We start from the raw sequence: 22,123 nt of genomic DNA on the forward strand, positions 1-22,123 counted from the left end.
GGCGGCTTTACGACAACCAAGAGTCGAGACCATTTCCGGCATGCGCGACCGCCGTGAGACCCTGAAGAACCCCGAGCAGGAACTGCGTATCTTTCGTGTGCGCGCGTTCCTGGCCGTTTTGACGATCCTGCTCTTGACCGGCCTCTTGGCCGGGCGGCTGGTGTACCTGCAGGTCGTCCAGCACGAGGTCTATACCACCCGCTCCGAGAAGAATCGTGTGCGGGTGGAGCCATTGCCGCCGACACGAGGGCTGATCTATGACCGCAACGGCGTTCTGCTGGCCGAGAATCGCCCCACTTATAACCTGACCCTGACGCGCGAGAGGGTCGACGACCTCGATGCCACCCTGGATCGGCTCGAGGAGCTGCTCGAGCTGACGCCGGAAGAGGCCGAAGGTTTTCGCATTCGCGCACGACAGCCCCAGCGGCCGTTTCAGCCGGCGCTGCTGATGAGTGATCTCGACGAAGCGCAGATCGCCCGGCTGGCAGTCAACCGGCATCGCCTGCCGGGGGTCGAGGTCGAGGCCCAACTGCTGCGCTACTACCCGGATGCCCATATCATGGCCCATGCCTTGGGCTACGTGGGACGCATCAATGCCGAAGAGGTCAAGACGCTCGACCCCGGCCGTTATGCCGGCACTCACTTCATCGGCAAGACCGGGGTGGAGCGCTTCTACGAAGACGTGCTGCACGGCGAGGCCGGGCTGCGCCAGGTCGAGACCAATGCGCGGGGACGGGTGTTGCGTGAGCTCGGCCGCACCGACCCGGTGCCCGGTCAGAACCTGACCCTGACGCTCGACAGGGAGCTGCAGAATCTGGCCTACGAGCTGCTCGATGGCAGGCGCGGCTCCATTGTCGCCATTGCCCCCCGAACCGGCGAGATCCTGGCCATGGTCTCGACGCCCGGGTTCGACAGCAATCAATTCGTCACCGGCATCGATTTCGCCTCATACCGTGCGTTGCAGGAGGACATCGACCTGCCGCTGTTCAATCGTGCGATTCGCGGCCAATATCCGCCAGGCTCGACGATCAAGCCGTTCCTGGCGCTGGCCGGCCTGGCCGAGGGGGTCATCACCCCCGAGAAGACCATCAACGATCCCGGTTTCTATCAGTTGCCCAACGACAGCCGTCGCTACCGCAACTGGCTGCGCTGGGGACATGGTAGGGTCGACATGGAGCGCGCCATTGCCGTCTCCAACAACACTTATTACTACTCATTGGCGCATGACTTGGGCATCGATCGCCTGCACGAGCAGATGAGTGCCTTCGGTTTCGGCCAGCGCGTCGGCCATGACGTGTACGGAGAAAGCGGCGCCCTGATGCCGTCGCGGGATTGGAAGCGAGCTCGCTTCAACCAGCCCTGGTACCCTGGCGAAACGCTCTCTGTCGGTATTGGCCAAGGCTACTGGCAGGTCACCCCGTTACAGTTGGCAACGGCCACCGCGGTGCTTGCCAACCGTGGCCAATGGGTGAGGCCGCGTCTGGCGAAGCTAGTCGGCGACGACCCGGTACCCACGGAACTGCCCGACACTCCCGCGGATATCGTCATCAGCAACGAAGGCTGGTGGGACCGAATCTTCACCGGCATGGAGAAGGTTCTCAGCGGTCACGAGGGCACGGCCAGGCGCACCGGAGTGGATCTCGAATACCGCATGGGCGGCAAATCCGGCACCGCGCAGGTCTTCTCACTGGGACAGGACCAGCGATACAACGCCGAAGAGCTTGCCGAGCGGCTGCGCGACCATGCACTGTTCATGGCCTTTGCCCCGCTGGAGGATCCGCAGATCGCCGTCGCCGTGATCGTGGAGAATGCCGGCGGTGGGAGCACCCATGCCGCACACCTGGCGCGAGCCATGACCGACGCCTGGCTGCTCGAAGAGGAGGCCCCCGACGTCGAGGAAGTGCGTGAGGTGATGGAGAATGACACCGGCAGCGTGGCGGGGAACTGAGCGATGGCATTGATGGGATTGACCAGAGGGCTTCGAGCGCGGCCGGTACGGGCGCCGGAAAGCGGTATTTCACGGCGCAAGAGCATTTGGGAGCGAACGCATCTCGACCCCTGGCTGCTGGTGCTGCTGCTGATACTGCTGGTGGCGGGTTCGGCAGTGCTCTACAGCGCCAGCGGGCAGCGACTCGAAGTCGTCATGGCCCAGGGCACGCGTTTCCTGGTGGCGACCGTGGTGATGGTAGGGCTGGCCCAGCTACCTCCTGCGACCCTGCTGCGCTGGGCGCCGCTGGTTTATGGCGTTGGCCTGCTGATGTTGGTCGCGGTGGAACTCGTCGGCGACGTTGGCATGGGCGCCCAGCGCTGGCTGGAGATTCCCGGTGTCATTCGCTTCCAGCCCTCCGAACTGATGAAACTGGCCATGCCTCTGATGTTGGCGGCATGGCTGGGCCGGCGCGCACTGCCGCCGCGCTGGAAGGATCTGCTGGTGTGCGCGGCGCTGCTCGGCTTGCCCATCGTGCTGATCGCCAAGCAGCCGGACCTGGGGACTTCCCTGCTGGTGGGGTGTGCCGGGGTTTTCGTGGTGCTGCTGGCAGGGCTCTCCTGGCGCTTCATTGCCTTTCTCTCCGTTGTCGCCGCTTCGGCGCTTCCCCTGCTGTGGATGAACCTGCACAACTACCAGCGTCAGCGGGTATTGACTTTCCTCAACCCGGAAAGCGACCCCCTCGGGGCCGGTTGGAACATCATTCAATCGACCACTGCCATCGGCAGCGGTGGCCTGTGGGGCAAGGGGTGGCTCCAGGGGACCCAATCCCAGCTCGAGTTCCTGCCCGAGCGGCACACCGACTTCATCGTGGCGGTACTCGGTGAAGAGTTCGGTCTGGTGGGCATGCTGCTCGTGCTGCTGCTCTACCTGCTGATCGTGATCCGTGGGCTGTGGCTAGCCGCCGCAGCGCACGACACCTTCGGGCGTCTGTTGGGTGGCAGCATCATTCTCACTTTCTTCATCTATGTGTTCGTCAACGTGGGCATGGTCAGCGGCATCCTGCCAGTGGTCGGGGTACCTCTGCCATTGGTCAGCTATGGTGGGACCTCCAGCGTGACCTTGATGGCGGGATTCGGTATTCTCATGTCCATTCATGGGCACCGTCGCCTGCTGCCGCGCTAATGGCAGATGCAGCGTGGCACGGGCCCGGACGAAGTGGCCCCAGTCAGGGAGTGGCGCAAGCATGAAGCCATCGAGAAAGTGGAAAGGGGCCGGCGGTGCGGTGGCCGCGGCCCTAGGGTTGCTGGTGCCGACGCTGCACGCCGCGGACTTTGCCCCTGCCGAGCACGAGGGGGCCAGGCAGTTATTGGAGGAACTCGCCGAGCGCGGCATCGAGCGGGATTGGTTGGAGACGGCACTGCATGACGCCGTCTTCCAGCAGGGTGTGCTCGATGCCATGGAAGGGGCGGCGGAGCGTCGGTTGCGCTGGGACGAGTACCGCGAGATATTTCTGCAGCCGGAGCGAATTGCCCGTGGGGCCGCTTTCATCGAGGCCCACGACGACGCCTTTTCACGTGCCCAGGCCGAGTACGGCGTGCCACCGGAGATCATCGCCGCCATCATCGGTGTCGAGACCAGCTACGGCCGTTTCACCGGACGACACCGCGTCATTGATTCGCTGGCCACGCTGGCCTTCCACCACCCGGTTCGCGGCAATTTCTTTCGCGGTGAACTGGCCGCCTTTCTCGAGATCAGCCATGAGCAGGAGGTCGAGCCCGGCAGCCTCAAGGGCTCCTATGCCGGTGCCATGGGCTACCCCCAGTTCATTCCCAGCAGCTACCGTGCCTATGCGGTGGATTTCGACGGCGACGGCCAGCGTGACCTGTGGACCAACCCGGTCGATGCCATCGGTAGCGTAGGCAATTATTTCGCCAAGCATGGCTGGCGCCGCGACGAACCCATTTATGCCGAGGCCGAAGGGCCCGGCACGCCCCCCGGGGCAATTGAATTCAATCGAACCCAGCGGCCGTACCTCGCTGTGGGCGAGCTGGAGCGGGCGGGAATCGTGCCCCAGGCAGAGTTCGATGAGGAGTCGCTGGTTATTCCGCTGGCATTGGAAGTCGACGACAAGACGTGGCGCTATCGCCTGGGGCGCGAGAATTTCTACGTCATTACTCGCTACAACCATAGCCACCTGTATGCCATGGCCGTGACCGAGCTGGCCGAGGCGATAGCGGATCTGCGTGATCTCGAACCCTTTCCGTTGTCCGCTTCGGTGGCTGCCGAGCAGGAGGAAGTGCAGTGAAAATGCTGTGGGTGGTTCTGGTCGTGACGACGTTGGTGGCAGGCTGTGCCGGCAGCGGTTCGAGCGTCCCGGCACAGCGAAACGGCCAGGCAGCGGCGCCTGCCGCGGCGTCGGGGGAGCGCTACGCTTTGAGCGGCGACGCCTACCCGCAAGACCCGCCCGACGTGAGCCAGATCCCTGATGCCGTGCCGCGCGTGGAGTCGCCCTCGCGGGGGGGCAATCGACCGGTCTACGAAGTGTGGGGCAAGACCTATCGTGTGCTGCCGGATGCGCGTGGCTACGCACGGCAGGGTACGGCATCCTGGTATGGCGAGAAGTTCCACGGTTATGCCACATCCAATGGCGAAATCTACGACATGTACAAGATGAGTGCGGCGCACCGCTCATTGCCGCTGCCGACTTATGCGCGTGTCACCAGCCTGGACAACGGCCGCTCGGTGATCGTGCGGGTCAATGACCGCGGCCCCTTTCACAGCGATCGTGAAATCGACCTCTCCTATGCCGCTGCGGCAAGACTCGATATCCTTGACCGCGGCACCGGTCGGGTGAAGGTCGAGGCGATCGACCCCGTGGTCTGGCTGGCGGAAAATGGCGGCAGCGAAACGAACCGGACAGCCGCGACCGCTGTCCAAGCGCCGGCTGCATCGACGCCCCGTGCTGCGGTGACGCCAGCGAATGACTCGGTGGCGAACGCCAACGCGACTCCCGGCAATGCCGCGCGCAGTGGAACCGACCAGGCTGAGCGCGATGTGCCGATCTTCCTGCAGATAGCAGCACTGGGTTCGGCAGACAATGCAAGAGCGCTCAAGGCGCGTCTCGAGCGTGAGCTGTCTCACCCCGTGCGTGTCGCGGATGGCACCGGCATGTACCGCGTTCAGGTCGGCCCCCTGGCCCATGCAGGTCAGGTCGAGCCCGTCCGCGACGAACTGAGGCGTGCCGGTTTTGATCAAGCTTTTATCGTCAACGGTGCCGACTGATCGGCGCGCTTACCTTAGACCCTTCTCGACGTAGCGATGAGATCCATGCCCATGCAAGTGCTGCATTCCCGTTTCCGTTCGCGGCTTCTGACCTTGGCCCTTATCGGCCTGCTGGTGGTCGTCTCCCAGGCTCTGGCTCAGGCGGTGCCGGCCCCCCAACCCCAGCCTCAACCCCAGACCATGATACCGACGCCGCCGCAGATCGCGGCCAAGTCCTGGATTCTCATGGATGCCGACAGCGGCAGGGTACTGGTGGAACACAACGCCGACGAGCGCCTGCCACCGGCGAGCCTGACCAAGCTGATGACTGCCTACCTGGTCGAGCGTGAACTGAATCGCGGCAACATCGGCATGGACGACATGGTACGCATCAGCGAGAACGCCTGGCGTACCGGCGGCTCCAAGATGTTCATCGAGGTCAATACCGACGTCGCCATCCGTGATCTGCTGCATGGCATCATCATCGCCTCGGGCAACGATGCCAGTGTGGCCGTGGCCGAGCACCTGGCGGGTGGGGAAGAGCCCTTCGCCGACATGATGAACCAGCATGCGACGCGCCTGGGAATGCTCAATACCAACTATGCCAACGCCACCGGCCTGCCGCATCCCGAGCAATACTCCTCGTCACGCGACATGGCGATATTGACGCAGCACATCATCAACGACTACCCGGAGCACTACGCGGTCTACTCCGAGAAATACTTCACCTACAACGATATTCGCCAGCCCAACCGCAACCGCCTGTTGTGGCGCGACCCTACCGTGGATGGGCTCAAGACGGGCTGGACCACCGAGGCCGGCTATGGCCTGGTGGCATCGGCCAAGCGTGACGACATGCGGCTGATCTCGGTGGTGATGGGGACCAGCTCCGAAGAAGCGCGTGCGCAGGAGACCCAGAAGCTGCTCAGCTATGGATTCCGCTACTACGAGACACTCAAGCTCTACGAGCAGGGAGCGGTATTGAACACGCCGCGTATCTGGGGCGGCGAAAAAGACGAGCTGCGTGTCGGCGTCGACCACGACGTTGCGATGACGCTGCCGCGGGCGCGCAACCAGGAGCTCAATGCGCGCCTGGATATTCGTCAGGATCTGACCGCGCCAGTCAGCCTCGGCGACCGGGTGGGCACGCTCGAGGTGCGTCTCGGTGACGAGATCGTGGGCGAGCAGCCCCTGGTTGCCCTCGAGTCGATCGAGGAGGGCGGGTTGTTCAAGCGACTGTTCGACCAGGTGCGTCGCTTCTTCAGTAACCTGCTCAGCGGCTGGTTCTAGGTGCGATGCACGCTTGGTCGACGGGAAATAGTTGAGTAAAATGCTCGGAATCTTCTTCGAGACCTTGTAGAGAGCCATGTCAGACAACGAACTGCACGATCTGCGTCAGCCAGCGGCTGCGGGGGCCTCGGCGCCGACCATCACCTTCCCTTGCGATTATCCGATCAAGGTGGTGGGCGATGCTGCCGAGGATTTCACGGCTTGCGTCTGTCAGGTGGTGTTGCGCCATGACGCCAGCTTCGATGCATCCGGCATCGAAGTGGTGGAGAGCCGAAATGGCCGCTACCAGTCGGTGCGGTTGACGCTGCGTGCCACCGGGGAAGCCCAGCTCAAGGCGCTGTTCGTCGAGCTCAAGGCCACCGGGCGCGTGCACATGGTGGTGTGAGTTGAGCGGCCAGGAGGCTGACGTGCCCATCGCGCTCCTATGTCTGGGGCGGCGACCCTACCTGCCGGTATGGCAGGCCATGCGGGAACTGACCGACAGTCGAGACGAGTCGACGCCGGATCAGTTCTGGCTGGTGGAGCACGATCCGGTTTTCACCCAGGGACAGGCTGGCAAGCCCGAGCATCTGCTGATGCCGGGCGACATCCCGGTGGTGCAAACGGATCGCGGTGGCCAAGTGACCTATCACGGACCCGGGCAAGTCGTGCTCTATCCGTTGCTCGACGTGCGTCGGGCCCGGCTGGGCGTTCGTGACCTGGTCTCGGCGCTGGAGAACGCCGTCGTTGCCGTACTGGCAGAGCACGGGGTCGAGGCGCATGCGCGCCCGGACGCCCCCGGGGTCTATGTCGACGAAGCCAAGATCGCCTCACTGGGCCTGCGCATCCGGCGTGGCGCGAGCTATCACGGCGTGGCGCTCAATGTCGATGTCGACCTGGCACCGTTCCAGCGCATCAACCCCTGCGGCTACGCCGGTATGGCCATGGCGCGCCTGGCCGATTTGAGTAGTCGGCCGCTCTCTACCGAGCGCGTCGGCATGCGGCTTGCCGAATGCCTGGCGCAACAACTTGGGCGTGGCCTGAAGCCGGTCGAAGAGGCAGCACTGGCGAAGCGGCCAGTCATCACCGAGGCGAGCGCCGATTGATCAACTGCCGTTAACTGCGGCGGGATAGGGCAACAACGACGAAGGCGACCCGATGGGTCGCCTTCGTCGTACTGGCAGTCCTTCGTTCTTGAGTCACATGGGGGCGGGCTGGGTTCAGCCGACGTTGACCGCCTGGATGCGGTTGGGGTCGGCTTCCTGGCCCGGCACCTCGGCCGGCGCGGCCAGGCCCAGGTTGTTCTTCTCGAACACGCGGTCGGCACGATAACTGGAGCGCACCAAGGGGCCGGAGGCAACCTCCATGAAGCCCTTCTCCAGGCCCAGCCGGCGATAGCGCTCGAACTCATCCGGTGTGACCCAGCGCTCCACCGGCAGATGGTTGCGGGTGGGGCGCAGGTATTGACCGAGAGTGACGATATCCACGCCGATGGCGCGCAGGTCGTCGAAGGTGGCGAGGATCTCCTCGTCCTTTTCCCCGAGTCCCAGCATCAGGCTGGTCTTGGTCAGTACATCGGGGCGGTAACGCTTGGCATGGGCCAGCACGTCGAGGGTCTTGCGGTAACCGGCGCGCGGGTCACGCACGTAATGAGTCAGCCGCTCCACCGTTTCGACGTTCTGGGCGAATACTTCGAGACCGGAATCGACCACTCGCTCGATGGCGGCCGGGTCGCCATCGAAATCGGGCGTCAGGGCCTCGACCACCACCGCCGGGGTATTGGTCTTGATCGCCCGGATGCACTCGGCATAGTGGGCGGCGCCACCATCGTCAAGGTCGTCGCGGTCGACCGAGGTCAAGACCACGTAGCGCAACCCCATCAGCTCCACCGACTTGGCGGTATTGGCCGGTTCCTCGCTATCCAGCCAACCACGCGGGTTGCCGGTATCGACGGCACAGAAGCGGCAGGCGCGAGTGCATACCGAGCCCATCAGCATGATGGTGGCGGTACCGTTGCTCCAGCACTCGCCCATGTTGGGGCAGTGGGACTCGGCGCACACGGTGCTCAGGCGATGCTCGTTGACGTTGCGCTTTACCGCCTCGAAGCGGCCGCCGCCGGGAATCTGGGCGCGCAGCCATGGCGGTTTGCGCCCCGGCTCGGGGCGTTCCTCGGCCTGGCTGCGCTGCTTGATGCCATCCTTGATGGCGGCAAAGCCATGCTCGGTGCGGAACTTCGCGCCGCTCGGCACGCGCTTTGAGGTGTTGTCGCTCATAGGGTGTGAGCCCCTCCACTCGGCGGCTGCCACAACCATGCCGTGGTGCTGGGAAGCGTCATGTTCCGGGGCAGCACCAGCCCGCATGGCCAGCAATTGATACGATGGTCGCAGGCCCGTAATCTATCATACCCGCGCCTGCCTGGCACAGCGGCGGGAGCTGGGGTTCGGTAGGGAAACCCTCAGTCGGGAGGTATCGGCAGACAAACCACGCCGTGATCGGGCATCGGCTGGGGCGGCGCCTTGAAATGCGCCTGGATCTCGCCCAGCCGCTCGCGTACGAAGCGCAGGAACAGCTCGGTCACCGGCGTGGGGAAGCGATCCCTGGGGTAGACCGTGCACCAGGAGCGGCGCATGGGAAAGCCCGGCAGGGACAGCTCGGCCAGCAATCCCGCACCGATCTCCAGGCGCACGGCCAGCCGCGGCAGTACCGTGACGCCAAGGTGCGCCATGACGCCCTGCTTGATCGCCTCGTTGGTGCCCAGCTCCATGGTATGCTGGAGCGCAACGTCCTGCTCGGCGGCGAGTTGCTCGAAGGCGGTGCGCACACCGGAGCCCGACTCACGCATCAGCAGGTAGTGCCGCGCCAGGTCTTCCAAAGTGGGAGAGTGAGCCTCGAGCAGTGGGTGGCCGGGCCAGACGATGGGTATCAGCTCATTTTCCAGGAACGGCATGAACACCAGGTTGTCATCGTCTTCGGGCACCATCGCCATGATCACCAGGTCGTCGCGGCGAGCGGCCAGCCTTTCCAGAGCCTGGCTGCGGTTGCATACCTGCAGTCGCACCTGGACGTTGGGGTAATGGGCCCGGAAGCGGGCGATCAGGTGTGGTACCACGTACTGGGCCGTCGAAACGGCCGCCAGGTTCAGCTCCCCGGAGATCGTGCCGTCCATGTCCGACAGGGTCATCTGCAGGCGCGAGACCTGGCTGAAGATGGCCTGGGTCGAGGCTGCCAGGGCATCGGCTGCCGGTAGTACGTGCAGGGTCTTGCCGGTGTACTTGAATAGCGGCTGCCCCAAGGCCTGCTCGAGCTGACGAATCTGTGCGCTGACCGCGGGCTGGGTCAGGCCCAACTGTTCGGCAGCGCGGGAGTAGGACTGCTGGCGATGCACGGCCTGGAACACCTGCAACTGGCGAAAGGTCAGGCGGTTCAGCAGGCTAGGCGTCATCATCGATCAATCCGCTACAGGGGTCGGGGAGGCCCGTTGAAAAAGCCCTTTCATGCTATCACTGCCGGCGGCCAGGGTCATGCCGGGAGCCTTGGCAGGCAGCCGCAGTCGCCGCCCCTGCGCCAGGAAGGCTGGCGTGGTGTCATGCTGGCGGGCAGCGGGCTGGCTGCGTTGCGCGCCGGCCAGGCCTGCACCGAACTCGAGCTGGTCTGGCACGACAGCGGCGGCGCGGTCGGCGATGCCCTGGTGGAGCGAGCCCGGCAACTGGGCTGCGACGCATTGCACCCGGGTGAGGCGGTAGCCGAGGAACAGTGGCGTCTCGCCCGTGCCTGTGCGCGGGCCGGTCTGGCCTTCATCGGCCCGCGGGAGGGTCTCGTCGCCGCCATGTGCAATGACGATGCCATGCGCCAATTGATGCGTGAAGCGAGGTTGCCCTTGGGTGAGACGTCGGCGCAGGCGGTGCGGGTGCACCTGCCGGTATTGGCCGACTGTCGCGGCCAGGCGGTGGCGCTGGTCGAGCACGAGCTGCTCGGCGAGAGATTCGTCATGGCGCCGAGCGAGCGCCTGACGCCTGAGCAACGTGCCTATCTTGGACAACTTGCCGTGCAGGGTGCCCGTTCGCTTGGCTTGGTCGGCCTGGCAACGCTGAGCTTCTCGCTGGCCGACAACCGGCTGGGTTTCGTTGGCATGCGCCCTGGCTTGACGGGCTACGAGGGTCTGGCCGAGGTTCTGACCGGTCTCGACCTGGCAGTGGAGCAGATTCGTCTGGTGGCGGGGGAGCGACTCCGGCGCCCCCGGGTTGGGCACATGGGTCATGGTCCGGGACGGCCGGGCCAGGCCCGCTGGCGCCTGCTTCCGTCGGTGGCGGGACAGTTGGGCGGTGGCCCGGGGGTCAGGCTCGACCGGCCCTACCGGGCCAACGCTGAGGACGAGGTGCGGCTATTGGTCTGGGGGCGAGATGGCGCCGAGGCCAGCCGCCGCGAACGTCGCGCGCTAGCCGAGTGGCAGGGCAGTCCCGGACGCATGGATGGCGATGCCGTGAGAGAATGACCGAGCGAGCTCGCGCTTCAGTCACAAAAAATCGACAAAACGGCTGCGCCGATGTGATGCAGGGCGTACTATGCTTGTTGCATTGCAGCATTTTTACTCCTCCCGATGTCGATGTGTTCGGCATCGAGAAACCTGGAGCCGAACATGAACTCACTCTTGCCGACACCCTCCAAAGAAGCCCTCGGCTTTCTGGACCCATTTGGTTTCGGCCGTGCCGCCTTCGACTACTGGCGAGACGCCGTCGAACGCAGCGTGCTGTACATGGACGTGATGCGCGAGCGAGGCAACCAATATCTCGAGCATATCGAGAAGACCAAGCCCAACGTGCTTGGCTTCGACGCCGAGGTGGTAATGGACGGCCGCAGTCTGCCACGGCCGGTCAACTACGAACTGATGCGCATCCTGCCTCCACCCGACGTCGAGGTAGATCTCCAGGCGCGTCCCTTCGTGGTCGTCGACCCGCGAGCCGGACATGGTCCCGGCATCGGTGGCTTCAAGCCGGACAGCGAAATAGGCGTTGCCCTGCGTGCCGGTCACCCCTGCTACTTCATCGGTTTTCTGCCGTATCCCGAGCCTGGCCAGACGGTCGAGGACGTGGTGGAGGCGGAAATCGCCTTCCTGCGCCGGGTGATCGAGGATCATCCGGAGTCGTGCGAGAAGCCCATGGTAGTGGGTAACTGCCAGGCGGGCTGGCAGATCATGATGGCGGCCTCGCTCGAGCCCGACTGCTTCGGGCCGATCCTGATCGCCGGTGCGCCGCTCTCCTACTGGGCTGGCGAGCGGGGCAGGGCTCCCATGCGCTATACCGGCGGCATGACCGGGGGCAGCTGGATGACGACCCTCGCCAGCGACCTGGGCGACGGCCTGTTCGACGGTGCCTTGCTGGTGCAGAACTTCGAGCGCCTCAACCCAGCCAATACCTGGTGGGGCAAGCAGTACCGTCTCTACGCCAACGTCGATACCGAGGCCGAACGCTATCTCAACTTCGAGCGCTGGTGGGGCGGGCATGTGGTGCTGGGTGGCGAGGAGATCCAGTACATCGTCGACAACCTGTTCGTCGGCAATCGGCTCTCCACTGCGCAGTTGGTGACTTCGGACGGCCGTCGCATCGACCTGCGCAACGTGCGTTCGCCGGTGGTGGTGTTCTGCTCCCAGGGCGACGACATCACGCCACCGCCACAGGCGTTGGGCTGGGTACGCGACCTCTATGGCGATACCGACGATATCGTCGCCAGCGAGCAGACCATCGTCTATTGCGTGCATGACACTACCGGCCACCTGGGCATCTTCGTGTCGGGCAGCGTGTCACGCAAGGAGCACGCCGAGTTTACCGCCAACATCGACTATATCGACGTGTTGCCACCGGGGCTCTACGAGACCACGGTGACCAGCGCCAAGGAGCGGGACGACGCCGAGCTGCTCGAGCGCGACTACCTGCTCGAGTTCAAGGCGCGCTCCATCGAGGGGCTCAACCGGGACGTGCTCCATCATCGCGAAGAGGACGACACTCGCTTCGCCACCGTGGCGCGAATCTCGGAAATCAACCTGGGGCTGTATCGACTGTTCGTGCAGCCCTGGATTCGTGCGGTGATCACCCCTGAGGCGGCCCGCTTGATGCGCCGCATGCATCCGATCCGCCTGGGCTACAAGCTGCTGTCGGATCGCAACCCCTTGTCGGTGCCGCTCCCGGTACTGGCCGAGTGGGTCCGCGAGGATCGCCATCCCGTCCCCGAGGACAACATCCTGCGCACCATGGAGAGGGCCGTTTCCGAGCAGATCACCCGTGGACTGGATACTTGGCGCGAGATCCGCGACCAGAGTACCGAACACCTTTTCCTGGCGGTATATGGCCAGCCGCTGCTGCAAGCCATGGTCGGCCTGGGCGGTGACGCTCATGTACATCGTCGTCAACCCGGCAGCGAGCCGGAGCATCGTCGCTTCCTCGAACGGCGCCAGGACGAGCTGCGCCACCGTGTGGCCGAGGGCGGCATTCACGAGGCGGTGATGCGCTCGGTGATCCACGTGCTGGGCGGGGCGCCCACGACCGACGAACGCAACTTCAAGCGTTTGCGGGCCTCGCGCGCCGAGCTGGAGCCGGGCAGCAGCCTCTCCGACTTCAAGCATCTAGTGCGCGAACAGTTCTTCATCCTCAAGCTGGATCGTGACGCGGCGCTGGCGGCGATTCCCCAGCTTCTGGCGCAAGAGCGAGCCGAGGCGATCCGTGCGTCGCTTGATCATATCGACCATGTGCTGGCAGCCAGCGGTGAGCTTTCCGAGCACGCCAGCAAGCGCTACGAGCACATTCGCGAGCTTTTCGGCGAGGCGCTGGAGCGCGTCGACCCCGCGGAGCGTCGTCAGGCGCTGGCCGAGCTTCATGACGAGGTGGCGACCGGGGCCAAGGCCGAGGCAGCCGCCCGTAGCGAGGTGGCGAACTTGCTCAATGCCGAACCCGAGGCTGCCAAGCCTGACCAGGCCAGTCGTTCCGCCAAGGTGAAGTCGCCAGCCTCGAAGGCGCGTAAGCGAACCGCCGCCGCTAGCCAACCCGACGCTACCAAGAGCGAGGCTAGCAACAAGCCGGGCGCTTCGCGCAAGCCGCGCAAGCGCTGAGCGAGAGGTTTCGTCAGGTCGCTTCAGCGCCCCTGCCGCTTTCGGCAGGGGCGCTGGCCGTTTGGCAATCGCAGCGTGGCAACGACGGTATGAGCGACTTGATGCTACTTTCACATTGTTGCTTTACTGCCGCCATGGTGGAAGCGACTGGCGTGAAACGGGTTGCTGGGGTAGGGTAAGCGGATTTTTCACCCCGCGAGGATCGTCCGCCGAGGACAGGCGGGCCGGAACCGTTCAGGTGGGGCTCCAGAACCCCGCCGTGCAGAATGTGGAGCACTATGGGCAAGTCATTGGTCATCGTCGAGTCGCCGGCCAAGGCCAAGACGATCAACAAATATCTCGGCAGCGAGTTCATCGTGAAGTCGAGCGTGGGTCATATCCGTGACCTGCCGACCAGCGGCTCGGGCAAGGCGGCTTCCGATCCCAAGGAGCGCGCACGTCAGGCAGCAGCGACGCGCAAGATGTCGCCCGAGGAGAAGGACGAGTACAAGAAGCACAAGGCCAAGGATCAGCTCATCCGGCGCATGGGTATCGACCCGGAGCACGGCTGGAAAGCCCAATACGAGATTCTGCCCGGCAAGGAAAAGGTCGTCTCCGAGCTGCAGAAGCTCGCCGAGAAGGCCGATACCGTCTATCTCGCGACCGATCTCGACCGGGAGGGGGAGGCGATTGCCTGGCACCTCAAGGAGACCATTGGCGGCGATGATGCACGCTACCGCCGCGTGGTGTTCAACGAGATCACCAAGAACGCCATCAAGGAGGCGTTCAAGGAGCCCGGCACGCTCAACATCCCGCGCGTCGAGGCGCAGCAGGCGCGGCGCTTCCTCGACCGCGTGGTGGGCTTCATGCTCTCGCCGCTGCTGTGGGCCAAGATCGCCCGTGGCCTCTCCGCTGGCCGGGTGCAGTCGGTGGCGGTGCGTCTTATCGTCGAGCGTGAACGCGAGATACGAGCCTTCGTTCCCGAAGAGTTCTGGGACGTGCACGCCGATCTCGTCTCGAAGGATGGCGAGCCCGTGCGTTTCGAACTGGTGCGCCAGGACGGCAAGGCCTTCCGGCCCACCTCGGAAGCCGAGACGCTCGAGCGTATCGAGCGCCTGCGCAAGGCGAGCCTGGCCATCACGGCGCGGGAGGACAAGCCCACCCGATCGAAGCCGAATGCCCCCTTCATTACGTCGACATTGCAGCAGGCTGCCAGCGGGCGACTCGGTTTCTCGGTGAAGAAAACCATGACACTGGCCCAGCGCCTCTACGAGGCGGGCTACATCACCTACATGCGTACCGACTCCACTAACCTGTCGCAGGATGCGGTGGCCATGGCGCGCGAGCATATCGAGCAGGAGTACGGCAAGCGCTACCTGCCCGAGTCGCCCAACCGCTACTCGAGTAAGGAGGGGGCCCAAGAAGCCCACGAAGCGATCCGCCCCTCCGACGTGAATCGCCGTGCCGTCGATCTGGCCGGCATGGAGCGCGACGCCGAGCGTCTCTATGACCTGATCTGGCGCCAGTTCGTCGCCTGCCAGATGACGCCGGCCGAGTATCTGTCCAGTACCCTGACCGTGGAAGTCGATGGCTATGAGCTCAAGGCCAAGGGGCGGGTGCTCAAGTTCGACGGTTATACCCGGGTGATGAAGCCGGCCGGTAAGAACGAGGACCAGGTGCTGCCGGACCTCGCCGAGGGCACGCCCATGCAGCTCGAAGCGCTCGACCCCCAGCAGCACTTCACCAAGCCGCCGGCCCGTTACACCGAGGCGAGCCTGGTCAAGGAGCTCGAGAAGCGCGGGATCGGCCGTCCCTCGACTTATGCTTCGATCATCTCCACCATCCAGGATCGCGGCTACGTCAAGCTGGAGAATCGGCGTTTCTATGCCGAGAAGCTGGGTGACATCGTCACCGAGCGGCTCAAGGAGTCGTTCCCCGACCTGATGGACTTCTCCTTCACTGCACGCATGGAGGACAGTCTCGACGAGGTCGCCGAGGGCGAGCGCAACTGGCGCGAGCTGCTTGACGCGTTCTACGCCGAGTTTCGCGAGGAGTTGGAAGCCGCCGAGAGCGAAGCTGGCATGCGTCCCAACCAGCCGGTGCCCACGGACATCGATTGCCCTACCTGCGGTCGCAAGATGCAGATCCGTACGGCGTCTACCGGTGTGTTTTTGGGCTGCTCCGGCTACAACCTGCCGCCCAAGGAGCGCTGCAAGACCACCATCGACTTGCTGCCCGGCGACGAGGCAGTACCCGCCGATGCCGGTGAAGAGGCCGAGACCCAGGCGCTGCGAGCCAAGCACCGTTGCCCCAAATGCGGTACGGCGATGGACAGCTACCTGATCGATGAGAAACGCAAGCTGCATATCTGCGGTAACAGCCCCGACTGCGATGGCTACGAGGTCGAGCACGGCAAGTTTCGAATCAAGGGTTACGAGGGGCCTACCATCGAATGTGACAAGTGCGGCAGCGAGATGCAGCTCAAGTCGGGACGATTCGGCAAGTATTTCGGCTGTACCAACGAGTCCTGCAAGAACACTCGCAAGCTGCTGCGCAGCGGCGAGGTGGCTCCGCCCAAGATGGACCCCATTGCGATGCCGGAGCTGCCCTGCCAGAAGGTTGACGACCATTATGTGCTGCGTGACGGCGCCAGCGGCCTGTTCCTCGCCGCGAGCAAGTTTCCTCGCAATCGCGAGACCCGCCCCCCGTTGGTGCGTGAGCTACAGGCCCACTCCCAGGAGCTGCCTGAGAAGTACCATTATCTTCTCGAGGCTCCGAGTGAGGACCCGGAGGGTCGTCCGGCCCAGATCCGCTACTCGCGCAAGAGCAAGGAGCAGTTCGTCATGACCGAGGAAGAGGGCAAGGCAACCGGCTGGCGGGCGACCTATGATAACGGCAGGTGGCAAGTGGAGGACAAGCGCAAGTGAGCCCACGAGCCCGCACCAATCAGCTGCTTTATCAGGCCGAACTGATTCTGGAGAGCGTGCCGGGCGACGATGAGCACGCCGAAGCACGGCGCATGGCTGCCGAGGAAGCCGCACTGGCGCTGACCGAGCTGGCGCTCGAGTCGCTATTGCGTGAGGTCACCGAGCATGCTCGGCTGGAGCGACACGACTGGCGCGAACTGCTGGGCCCAGAGGGAGCCGGCGTCGCCGAACTGCATCGCCTGCGCGAACTGGCAGCACGGCCGGAGAGCTGGCTTGCCTGGCTGCTCCAGCGTATCGAGGCCCTGCATGAGAGCGGTGGCGTGGCGCGCCGACGCAACCCATCCCAGCCAGGGCTCATCGCGGTAGGCAGCAGTGCTGCGCTGGGGGACGAATTGAAGGCTTGCCTACGTGAGGCCAAACGAGAGATAGCGTCGCTGCGCGAAACCAGCGAGGAGTGGTAGCTGCGCCACGCAAGGTCTTCCTTGTGAGCTAAGGCGGGCTGTCTGGCAGATCACCTTTGATTGATATACGTCAAGCGGCAATGACGAGCTTTGGCTAGGATGAAAGCAAACAGCTGGCCATCGAGGCTGGCAGAGTGCCATTGGGGAGGCTCGCATGCGCTTTCATCAAGTCAAGGAGCTGGTGGATTGGGCTGCGGATTACCATGCCCGCCTCGCCGACCAGTATGCCCGCCTGGCCGCAGCGGGAACTGACGAACGGCTGCGTATGGCGCTGGAATACCTGGCAGAGCGGGAGCGCAAGCTGCAAGCCGATCTGCTGGGCTATCTCGATGATGGCAGCGACCATGATAACGTACTGAACACTTGGTTCGACGACCCGAATGACTTCCCCCACCCCCCGGTGCTCGAACGTCTGCCGGAAGGCATCGAAGTCGAGAGCGTGCAGAGCGTATTGGCAACGGCGCTGACCGCACACAGGACCCTGCAGGATCTCTATGCTCATCGGGCCGAGCTGGCCGGCGGCAATCATGAGAGAGAGTTCTTCGAGGCGTTGACCAAGGGGCATGAGGGGGAGGTGCGCCGCCTCGTGCGTGACATGCAGCGGCTCGAAGACTATTGAGTTTATGTGCCAGACTGCAGATAGACCCTGCGATCAAGGAGACCGTCATGCCGGAACGATTCATGTTGAGCTCCATCTCGAACGATCTTCTCTCCCCCCAGATGCTCGGTTACTGGAGCGACGAGTCGCTGCGTGAAGTGCCGGACGACTCCGGCATCTATTGCGTCTTTCGAGCAGCCAAGGATCCCGAGACGAATAACATGGAGGTTCAGCAGCTGCTCTACGTGGGCGAGCATCGCAATGTGCGTTACGGCTTGCAGCATCACCCCGACAAGGAGCGCTGGCATGCCTTCCTGCAGCCCGGCGAGGAGCTCTGGTACTCGATGGGGCTGAGTGGACATGTGAACCGTGAGCGCCTGGCGGCGGCCATGATTCATGCCCACAAGCCCCGCTTCAATGGCTCCAGCGAGTATTTGGATCGCTTTCCGTTCCCCGAAACCACAGTGCATATCTACGGCAAGAAGGACAAACTGCAGAGCATTTTCACCGTGGAACCTCGCCCTTAGCGCGATGGGCGCGCCTGTCTCGCGATCGAGTGTCGCGACGAGTGCCCCCGGCAGGCTTGCCTGTCGGGGGCACTGTGCTTGGGGTACTGCTACGCAGCGCTGAGCTGCGCAACGCTGCTCTTGAGCTAAACTGCTCCCCATCGTATGCACCGCCGGTGCGCCGAGAATCACTCAGGGAGGAGCAGATCATGTTCGAGGCGTCCTACCAGCGCCACTTGCTGCCATCACTGTCGTCGCTGCTGGAGACGGGGCAGGCAGGGGGCGGTACCAGGCTCGAGGCATACGCGCTACTCGGCGATGCCCTGAGATCCAGGGCCACCGATGTGCACTTGGATCCCGGGCCCGAGGCCTACCGCATTCGCCTGCGTATCGATGGGCGTATCGTCGATGCGCTACGGGTCGATGCGGCTCAAGGCGCGCGCCTGGTGAACCAGTTCAAGGTACTGTCCAAGCTCAATCCAGTGCCCTCCCTGGTCACCGCGGAAGGCAGTTTTCGCTGGTCGCGTGAGGAGAGCGACGAAGAGGTCACCCTGCGCGTCACTGCAGTGCACTGCATGGAGGGAGAGAAGCTTGCGATTCGCTTTCTGGCGCCGCCGCAGACCTTCGACGATGTCGTGGCGCTAGGTATCGGCGAGGAGGGTGCGCTGGGTATCAGGCGCTGGATGGATGCCACGGGCAGCATGCTGCTCGTGGCCGGGCCGACCGGTGCCGGCAAGACCACTACGCTCTATACCCTGCTCGGCCAACTACAGCTGACCGATAGCCACGTGGTCACCCTGGAGAATCCCGTCGAGTACAGCATTCCCGGTATCAACCAGATTCAGGTGGACCTCGATCATGGGCTGGATTTCGCCAACGGCACCCGCTCCCTTCTTCGGCTCGATCCTGATTATGTGCTCATCGGAGAAGTCCGCGACCGCGAGTCGGCTATTGCAGCGCTGAGCGTGACCAGTAGCGGCCGTTCGCTGATGGGGACTCTGCACAGTCGCGACGCCGTGGGCGTGGTGACCTCGATGCGCCAACTCGGCCTTGCCGATAGCGAAATCAGTGCCAACCTCGGCTTGATCATCGCACAGCGGCTGGTGCGCCGGCTGTGTCAGCACTGCCGTGAGCAGACACCCCTCGACCGGCACGATCGCGAATGGTTGGAGGCAATCGGTCTCGTTCCGCCGACGCAGACCTGGAGCGCCAAGGGCTGTCCACAATGCGATGGCCTTGGCTTTCGCGGCCGCATCGGCGTGTTCGAAATCTGGCAGTTGGCTGCCGAGGATCATGCCCGAATTCTGCGTCATGCCGACGAGTCCGAACTCCGCCGCGGCCTGATCGAGCGCGGCGTCGAGCTGATGCTGGCCGACGGTCTGGCCAAGGCGGAGGCGGGCATCACCAGCCTGCGGGAGGTGTTCCGCATGGGGGCCATCCTGACGGCTTGAGACTGGGCGCTTATGCAAGTGTCGCAACCTGGAGGTTCGCAAAAAGTTGGTGCGCAAGTAAATTGTTGGCGAGCATCGGTTCGGCAAGGCTACGGAATTGTTGGCGTCCGACTTCTCGGCGTTGATGGCTTGCTGCGTGGGCTGGGCTGAGCAAGGTCGTCATGCGCGATCGAGGCTCGGTTACGTTAAGCGAACTGACAGTCGTCAAGCGATACGTTATAAAGCGCCTGTAGCGTACCGATCTGCCCGTGAGGAGCCGATGAGACCCGTTTCCCGCCGCCGCTTCGGCCAGCTTGCCCTGCTGGCGCCCTTCACACTGTTGATGGGTCATGAAGCTCAGGCCAACCTGATAGAAACCATGCTGGCGCGCGCTCATCTGCCTCGTCACGCTGACGAAGTGTGGATCCTCGTCGATGATCGCGAATCCGCGTTGAGCCTCTATCGTGGCGATCTGCTTCTCGAACGCTTTGCTCCCATCTCGCTGGGGCGTTCGGGGGCAAGCGTGATGCGGACCCAGGGTGACAACAAGACACCGAAGGGTGAGTTTCGAGTCAATCGGTTCAATTGGGAGAGCGACTGGCACATTTTCATCGGTCTGGACTATCCAACGCCCTCCCATGCGCGCATGGCGTTGGAATCAGGACTTTACACGGAGCAGGATTACGCAGATTATTTCGCCTACTATCGGCAACACGGTTATCCGCCTCAGCGAACCGTGCTGGGGGGCTTCATCGGTATCCATGGTGTCGGTAGGGGGGACCCGGAGGTTCATGCGAGCTATCACTGGACCCAAGGGTGCGTGGCGGTGACCGATGAGCAGATCGAAAGGCTTTCTGAGCTAATCGGCATTGGCACTCGCGTCGTCATCCGCTAGGCTCAAGATACGCAAGGGACGTTTCGAGCTATGGACAAGCGCCGTCTGGTATTATAAAACAGCGTTTGACTCCTGTGCTTGGCAGCAGTCGCTGCAAAAGAATCCTGCACTGAGCAGGGGAGCCTGGATCACAGGCAACATCAACGCCGCTGTACTAACTTGTGCAGTACCAAGGAAGACTCAAGGAGAACATCATGACTCTGAAGACCACCCTGAAGCTGACCGCCGCTGCTGCTTCTATGGCCATTCTGGCTGGTTGTGCCAGCAACGCCGCTCTGGATGAAGTTCGCCAGACTGCTGAAGCCGCTCAGGCCGACGCTGCAGAAGCTCGCAGCATCGCCACTCAGGCTCAGAACACTGCCAACCAGGCGCAGCGTGACGCCCAGGCGGCTCTGCAGATGTCCGAGCAGAACCGCGAAGAAATGAACCGTATGTTCCAGCGTTCCATGCAGAAGTAATTCTGCCGGAGCGCCGCATCGCTCTTGGGCGATGGCGGTTCTGCAACGAGAAAACCCCGCCTTGGCGGGGTTTTCTCGTTAGGCCGGGCGATGGCCGCCACAACGGGGAGAGTCTCGAGCGATACCTCCGGTCCCCGCTGTGGCAAAAGCTGAAAGCTAGAGGTGGCCGACCTCCAGCTCCGAGAACAGTCCTGTCCGCTGGCTGACCTCCAGTTCGGAGAACAAACCGCCATCGAGTTCTTCCTCCTGTGCCTCAGGCGCCGGCTCTTCCTCGGCGACACGCAGCAGCGAAACCAGGCGACCGTTGGGTTGTTCCACTACCTGGCGCAACTGGGCATAGTCGATCGGTGCCGGCTCTTCGCCGAAGGCATTGGCCACGATTTCCATGGCGTTGAGGATCGGCTCGAAGGTGCTCTGGTTCTCCTCGAGGAGAGGGAAGGATTGCGCGAAGAGCACGCCATCTGTCGACCAGGCAACCTTGAACGGCTGGTCGATGATATTGACCTGGGTGCCGCTCGGCACACGCTCGTAGAGCGATTCGATGTCCTCGGGGAACATGCGGATACAGCCACGGCTGGCGCGCATGCCGACGCCGTCGGGCCTGTTGGTGCCATGAATCAGGTAGCTGGGCAGGCCGAGCAGGATGGCATGACGACCCAACGGGTTGTCAGGTCCGGGGGGCACGATGGCGGGAGCCGGTTCGCCGCGTGCGGCGGCTTCCTCACGCATCGAGCGAGGGGGTGACCAGTGGGGGTCCTTCACCTTGACGGTGGTGCGGGTCACACCCACGGGGGTCGCGAAGCCGTCGCGGCCGATGCTGATGGGGTAGGTCTCGACGATGCCGGGGCGCGAATAGTAATACAGGCGCAATTCGGAGAGGTTGACCACGATACCTTCCCGCGGTGCGTCCGGGAGGATGTACTGGGCGGGAATCACCACCTCGGTACCCGGGACGGGCGCCCAGATGCTGACGTCGGGGTTGGCCATGCGCATCCCCTCGTAGCCCACGTTGTGGCGGCGCCCGATGTCGAGCAGGGTCTCGCCTTCCTCGACGGTCACGGTGTATGCCTCGCCGATCAGGTTGCCCTCATCGGGCAGGTGGAAGTGGCCTCGGGGCAGCTCCTGGGCGGCTTCGGCGCCGTCTTCCTCGGCAAGGGTCGTCGTCGCCAGTATGGCGGCAAGGCCGAACAGGGCAGCGCCAAGACCGATACGCCTGGCCAGTGTCGGGTTCTTCATCTACGTCAGGATCTCGTCTCAAGGTCGCCTGAAGGACGCATGTCGACATGCATGCTCACTCGGCGACGGTCATG

At 63.8% G+C, this 22,123-nt stretch carries 19 protein-coding genes; 16 read left to right on the plus strand and 3 right to left on the minus strand.

Annotated features, from left to right (window positions below; all coding sequences use genetic code 11):
* The first annotated feature begins 40 nt into the window (after window positions 1-40).
* The 7 genes from mrdA to lipB all read left to right on the plus strand — a co-directional run bounded on the left by mrdA (window position 41) and on the right by lipB (window position 7,566).
* Window positions 41-1,948: a penicillin-binding protein 2 gene (gene mrdA / locus ACRWQA_RS07975; RefSeq protein WP_263580356.1), complete on the plus strand. Its 1,908-nt coding sequence runs from the start codon at window positions 41-43 to the stop codon at window positions 1,946-1,948.
* 3 nt (window positions 1,949-1,951) lie between these two features.
* Window positions 1,952-3,112, plus strand: a complete 1,161-nt coding sequence (gene rodA, locus ACRWQA_RS07980; RefSeq protein WP_434230212.1) for a rod shape-determining protein RodA — start codon at window positions 1,952-1,954, stop codon at window positions 3,110-3,112.
* A gap of 61 nt (window positions 3,113-3,173) precedes the next feature.
* Window positions 3,174-4,235 (plus strand): lytic murein transglycosylase B, encoded by a 1,062-nt coding sequence (gene mltB, locus ACRWQA_RS07985; RefSeq protein WP_263580354.1) that lies wholly within the window; start codon window positions 3,174-3,176, stop codon window positions 4,233-4,235.
* The gene (locus ACRWQA_RS07990) at window positions 4,232-5,212 is read left to right on the plus strand and encodes a septal ring lytic transglycosylase RlpA family protein (RefSeq protein WP_434230215.1); all 981 of its coding nucleotides are present in this window, start codon (window positions 4,232-4,234) and stop codon (window positions 5,210-5,212) included. Before mltB ends, ACRWQA_RS07990 begins: the two co-directional genes overlap by 4 nt.
* Before the next feature lie 51 nt (window positions 5,213-5,263).
* Entirely contained in the window at window positions 5,264-6,481 is a 1,218-nt protein-coding gene (locus tag ACRWQA_RS07995) for a D-alanyl-D-alanine carboxypeptidase family protein (protein WP_412031174.1), read from the plus strand.
* A 76-nt stretch (window positions 6,482-6,557) separates the two neighbouring features.
* Window positions 6,558-6,866 (plus strand): HP0495 family protein, encoded by a 309-nt coding sequence (locus ACRWQA_RS08000; protein ID WP_434230219.1) that lies wholly within the window; start codon window positions 6,558-6,560, stop codon window positions 6,864-6,866.
* 22 nt (window positions 6,867-6,888) lie between these two features.
* Window positions 6,889-7,566 (plus strand): lipoyl(octanoyl) transferase LipB, encoded by a 678-nt coding sequence (lipB, locus tag ACRWQA_RS08005; RefSeq protein ID WP_434230222.1) that lies wholly within the window; start codon window positions 6,889-6,891, stop codon window positions 7,564-7,566.
* Between the two features lie 114 nt (window positions 7,567-7,680).
* Here lipB and lipA read toward each other — a convergent pair whose 3' ends face one another.
* Window positions 7,681-8,733: a lipoyl synthase gene (gene lipA / locus ACRWQA_RS08010; protein ID WP_263580349.1), complete on the minus strand. Its 1,053-nt coding sequence runs from the start codon at window positions 8,731-8,733 to the stop codon at window positions 7,681-7,683.
* A gap of 182 nt (window positions 8,734-8,915) precedes the next feature.
* Window positions 8,916-9,905: a LysR family transcriptional regulator gene (locus ACRWQA_RS08015; protein WP_434230227.1), complete on the minus strand. Its 990-nt coding sequence runs from the start codon at window positions 9,903-9,905 to the stop codon at window positions 8,916-8,918.
* A 33-nt stretch (window positions 9,906-9,938) separates the two neighbouring features.
* On the opposite strand from ACRWQA_RS08015, the gene ACRWQA_RS08020 reads away from it, so the two are divergent.
* From ACRWQA_RS08020 to ACRWQA_RS08060, 9 genes are all read left to right on the plus strand, one after another.
* Window positions 9,939-10,952, plus strand: coding sequence for an ATP-binding protein (locus ACRWQA_RS08020; protein ID WP_434230230.1), 1,014 nt, complete (start codon window positions 9,939-9,941; stop codon window positions 10,950-10,952).
* A 144-nt stretch (window positions 10,953-11,096) separates the two neighbouring features.
* Complete coding sequence (locus ACRWQA_RS08025; protein ID WP_434230233.1) at window positions 11,097-13,559, plus strand: DUF3141 domain-containing protein; 2,463 nt, start codon at window positions 11,097-11,099, stop codon at window positions 13,557-13,559.
* A 278-nt stretch (window positions 13,560-13,837) separates the two neighbouring features.
* Window positions 13,838-16,465: a type I DNA topoisomerase gene (gene topA, locus ACRWQA_RS08030; RefSeq protein WP_263580345.1), complete on the plus strand. Its 2,628-nt coding sequence runs from the start codon at window positions 13,838-13,840 to the stop codon at window positions 16,463-16,465.
* Window positions 16,462-16,926 carry a DUF6586 family protein gene (locus ACRWQA_RS08035; protein ID WP_263580344.1) on the plus strand — a complete coding sequence of 155 codons (465 nt, stop codon included), beginning with the start codon at window positions 16,462-16,464 and terminating at the stop codon, window positions 16,924-16,926. The genes topA and ACRWQA_RS08035 overlap by 4 nt, the downstream gene beginning before the upstream one ends.
* A gap of 154 nt (window positions 16,927-17,080) precedes the next feature.
* Window positions 17,081-17,545 carry a 2-hydroxyacyl-CoA dehydratase gene (locus tag ACRWQA_RS08040; RefSeq protein WP_434230236.1) on the plus strand — a complete coding sequence of 155 codons (465 nt, stop codon included), beginning with the start codon at window positions 17,081-17,083 and terminating at the stop codon, window positions 17,543-17,545.
* Window positions 17,546-17,592: 47 nt separating this feature from the next.
* Entirely contained in the window at window positions 17,593-18,051 is a 459-nt protein-coding gene (locus ACRWQA_RS08045) for a GIY-YIG nuclease family protein (protein WP_263580342.1), read from the plus strand.
* Between the two features lie 188 nt (window positions 18,052-18,239).
* A complete protein-coding gene (locus ACRWQA_RS08050) occupies window positions 18,240-19,481 on the plus strand; it encodes a GspE/PulE family protein (RefSeq protein ID WP_434230239.1) in 1,242 nt (413 codons plus the stop codon).
* Window positions 19,482-19,740: 259 nt separating this feature from the next.
* Window positions 19,741-20,355 (plus strand): L,D-transpeptidase family protein, encoded by a 615-nt coding sequence (locus ACRWQA_RS08055; protein WP_263580340.1) that lies wholly within the window; start codon window positions 19,741-19,743, stop codon window positions 20,353-20,355.
* Between the two features lie 194 nt (window positions 20,356-20,549).
* Window positions 20,550-20,813: an Lpp/OprI family alanine-zipper lipoprotein gene (locus tag ACRWQA_RS08060; RefSeq protein WP_167110963.1), complete on the plus strand. Its 264-nt coding sequence runs from the start codon at window positions 20,550-20,552 to the stop codon at window positions 20,811-20,813.
* A gap of 156 nt (window positions 20,814-20,969) precedes the next feature.
* On the opposite strand, the gene ACRWQA_RS08065 is transcribed toward ACRWQA_RS08060, so the two are convergent.
* Window positions 20,970-22,049, minus strand: coding sequence for a L,D-transpeptidase family protein (locus tag ACRWQA_RS08065; RefSeq protein ID WP_263580339.1), 1,080 nt, complete (start codon window positions 22,047-22,049; stop codon window positions 20,970-20,972).
* Window positions 22,050-22,123: the final 74 nt, after the last annotated feature.

The organism is Billgrantia sp. C5P2 (genome assembly GCF_051062895.2).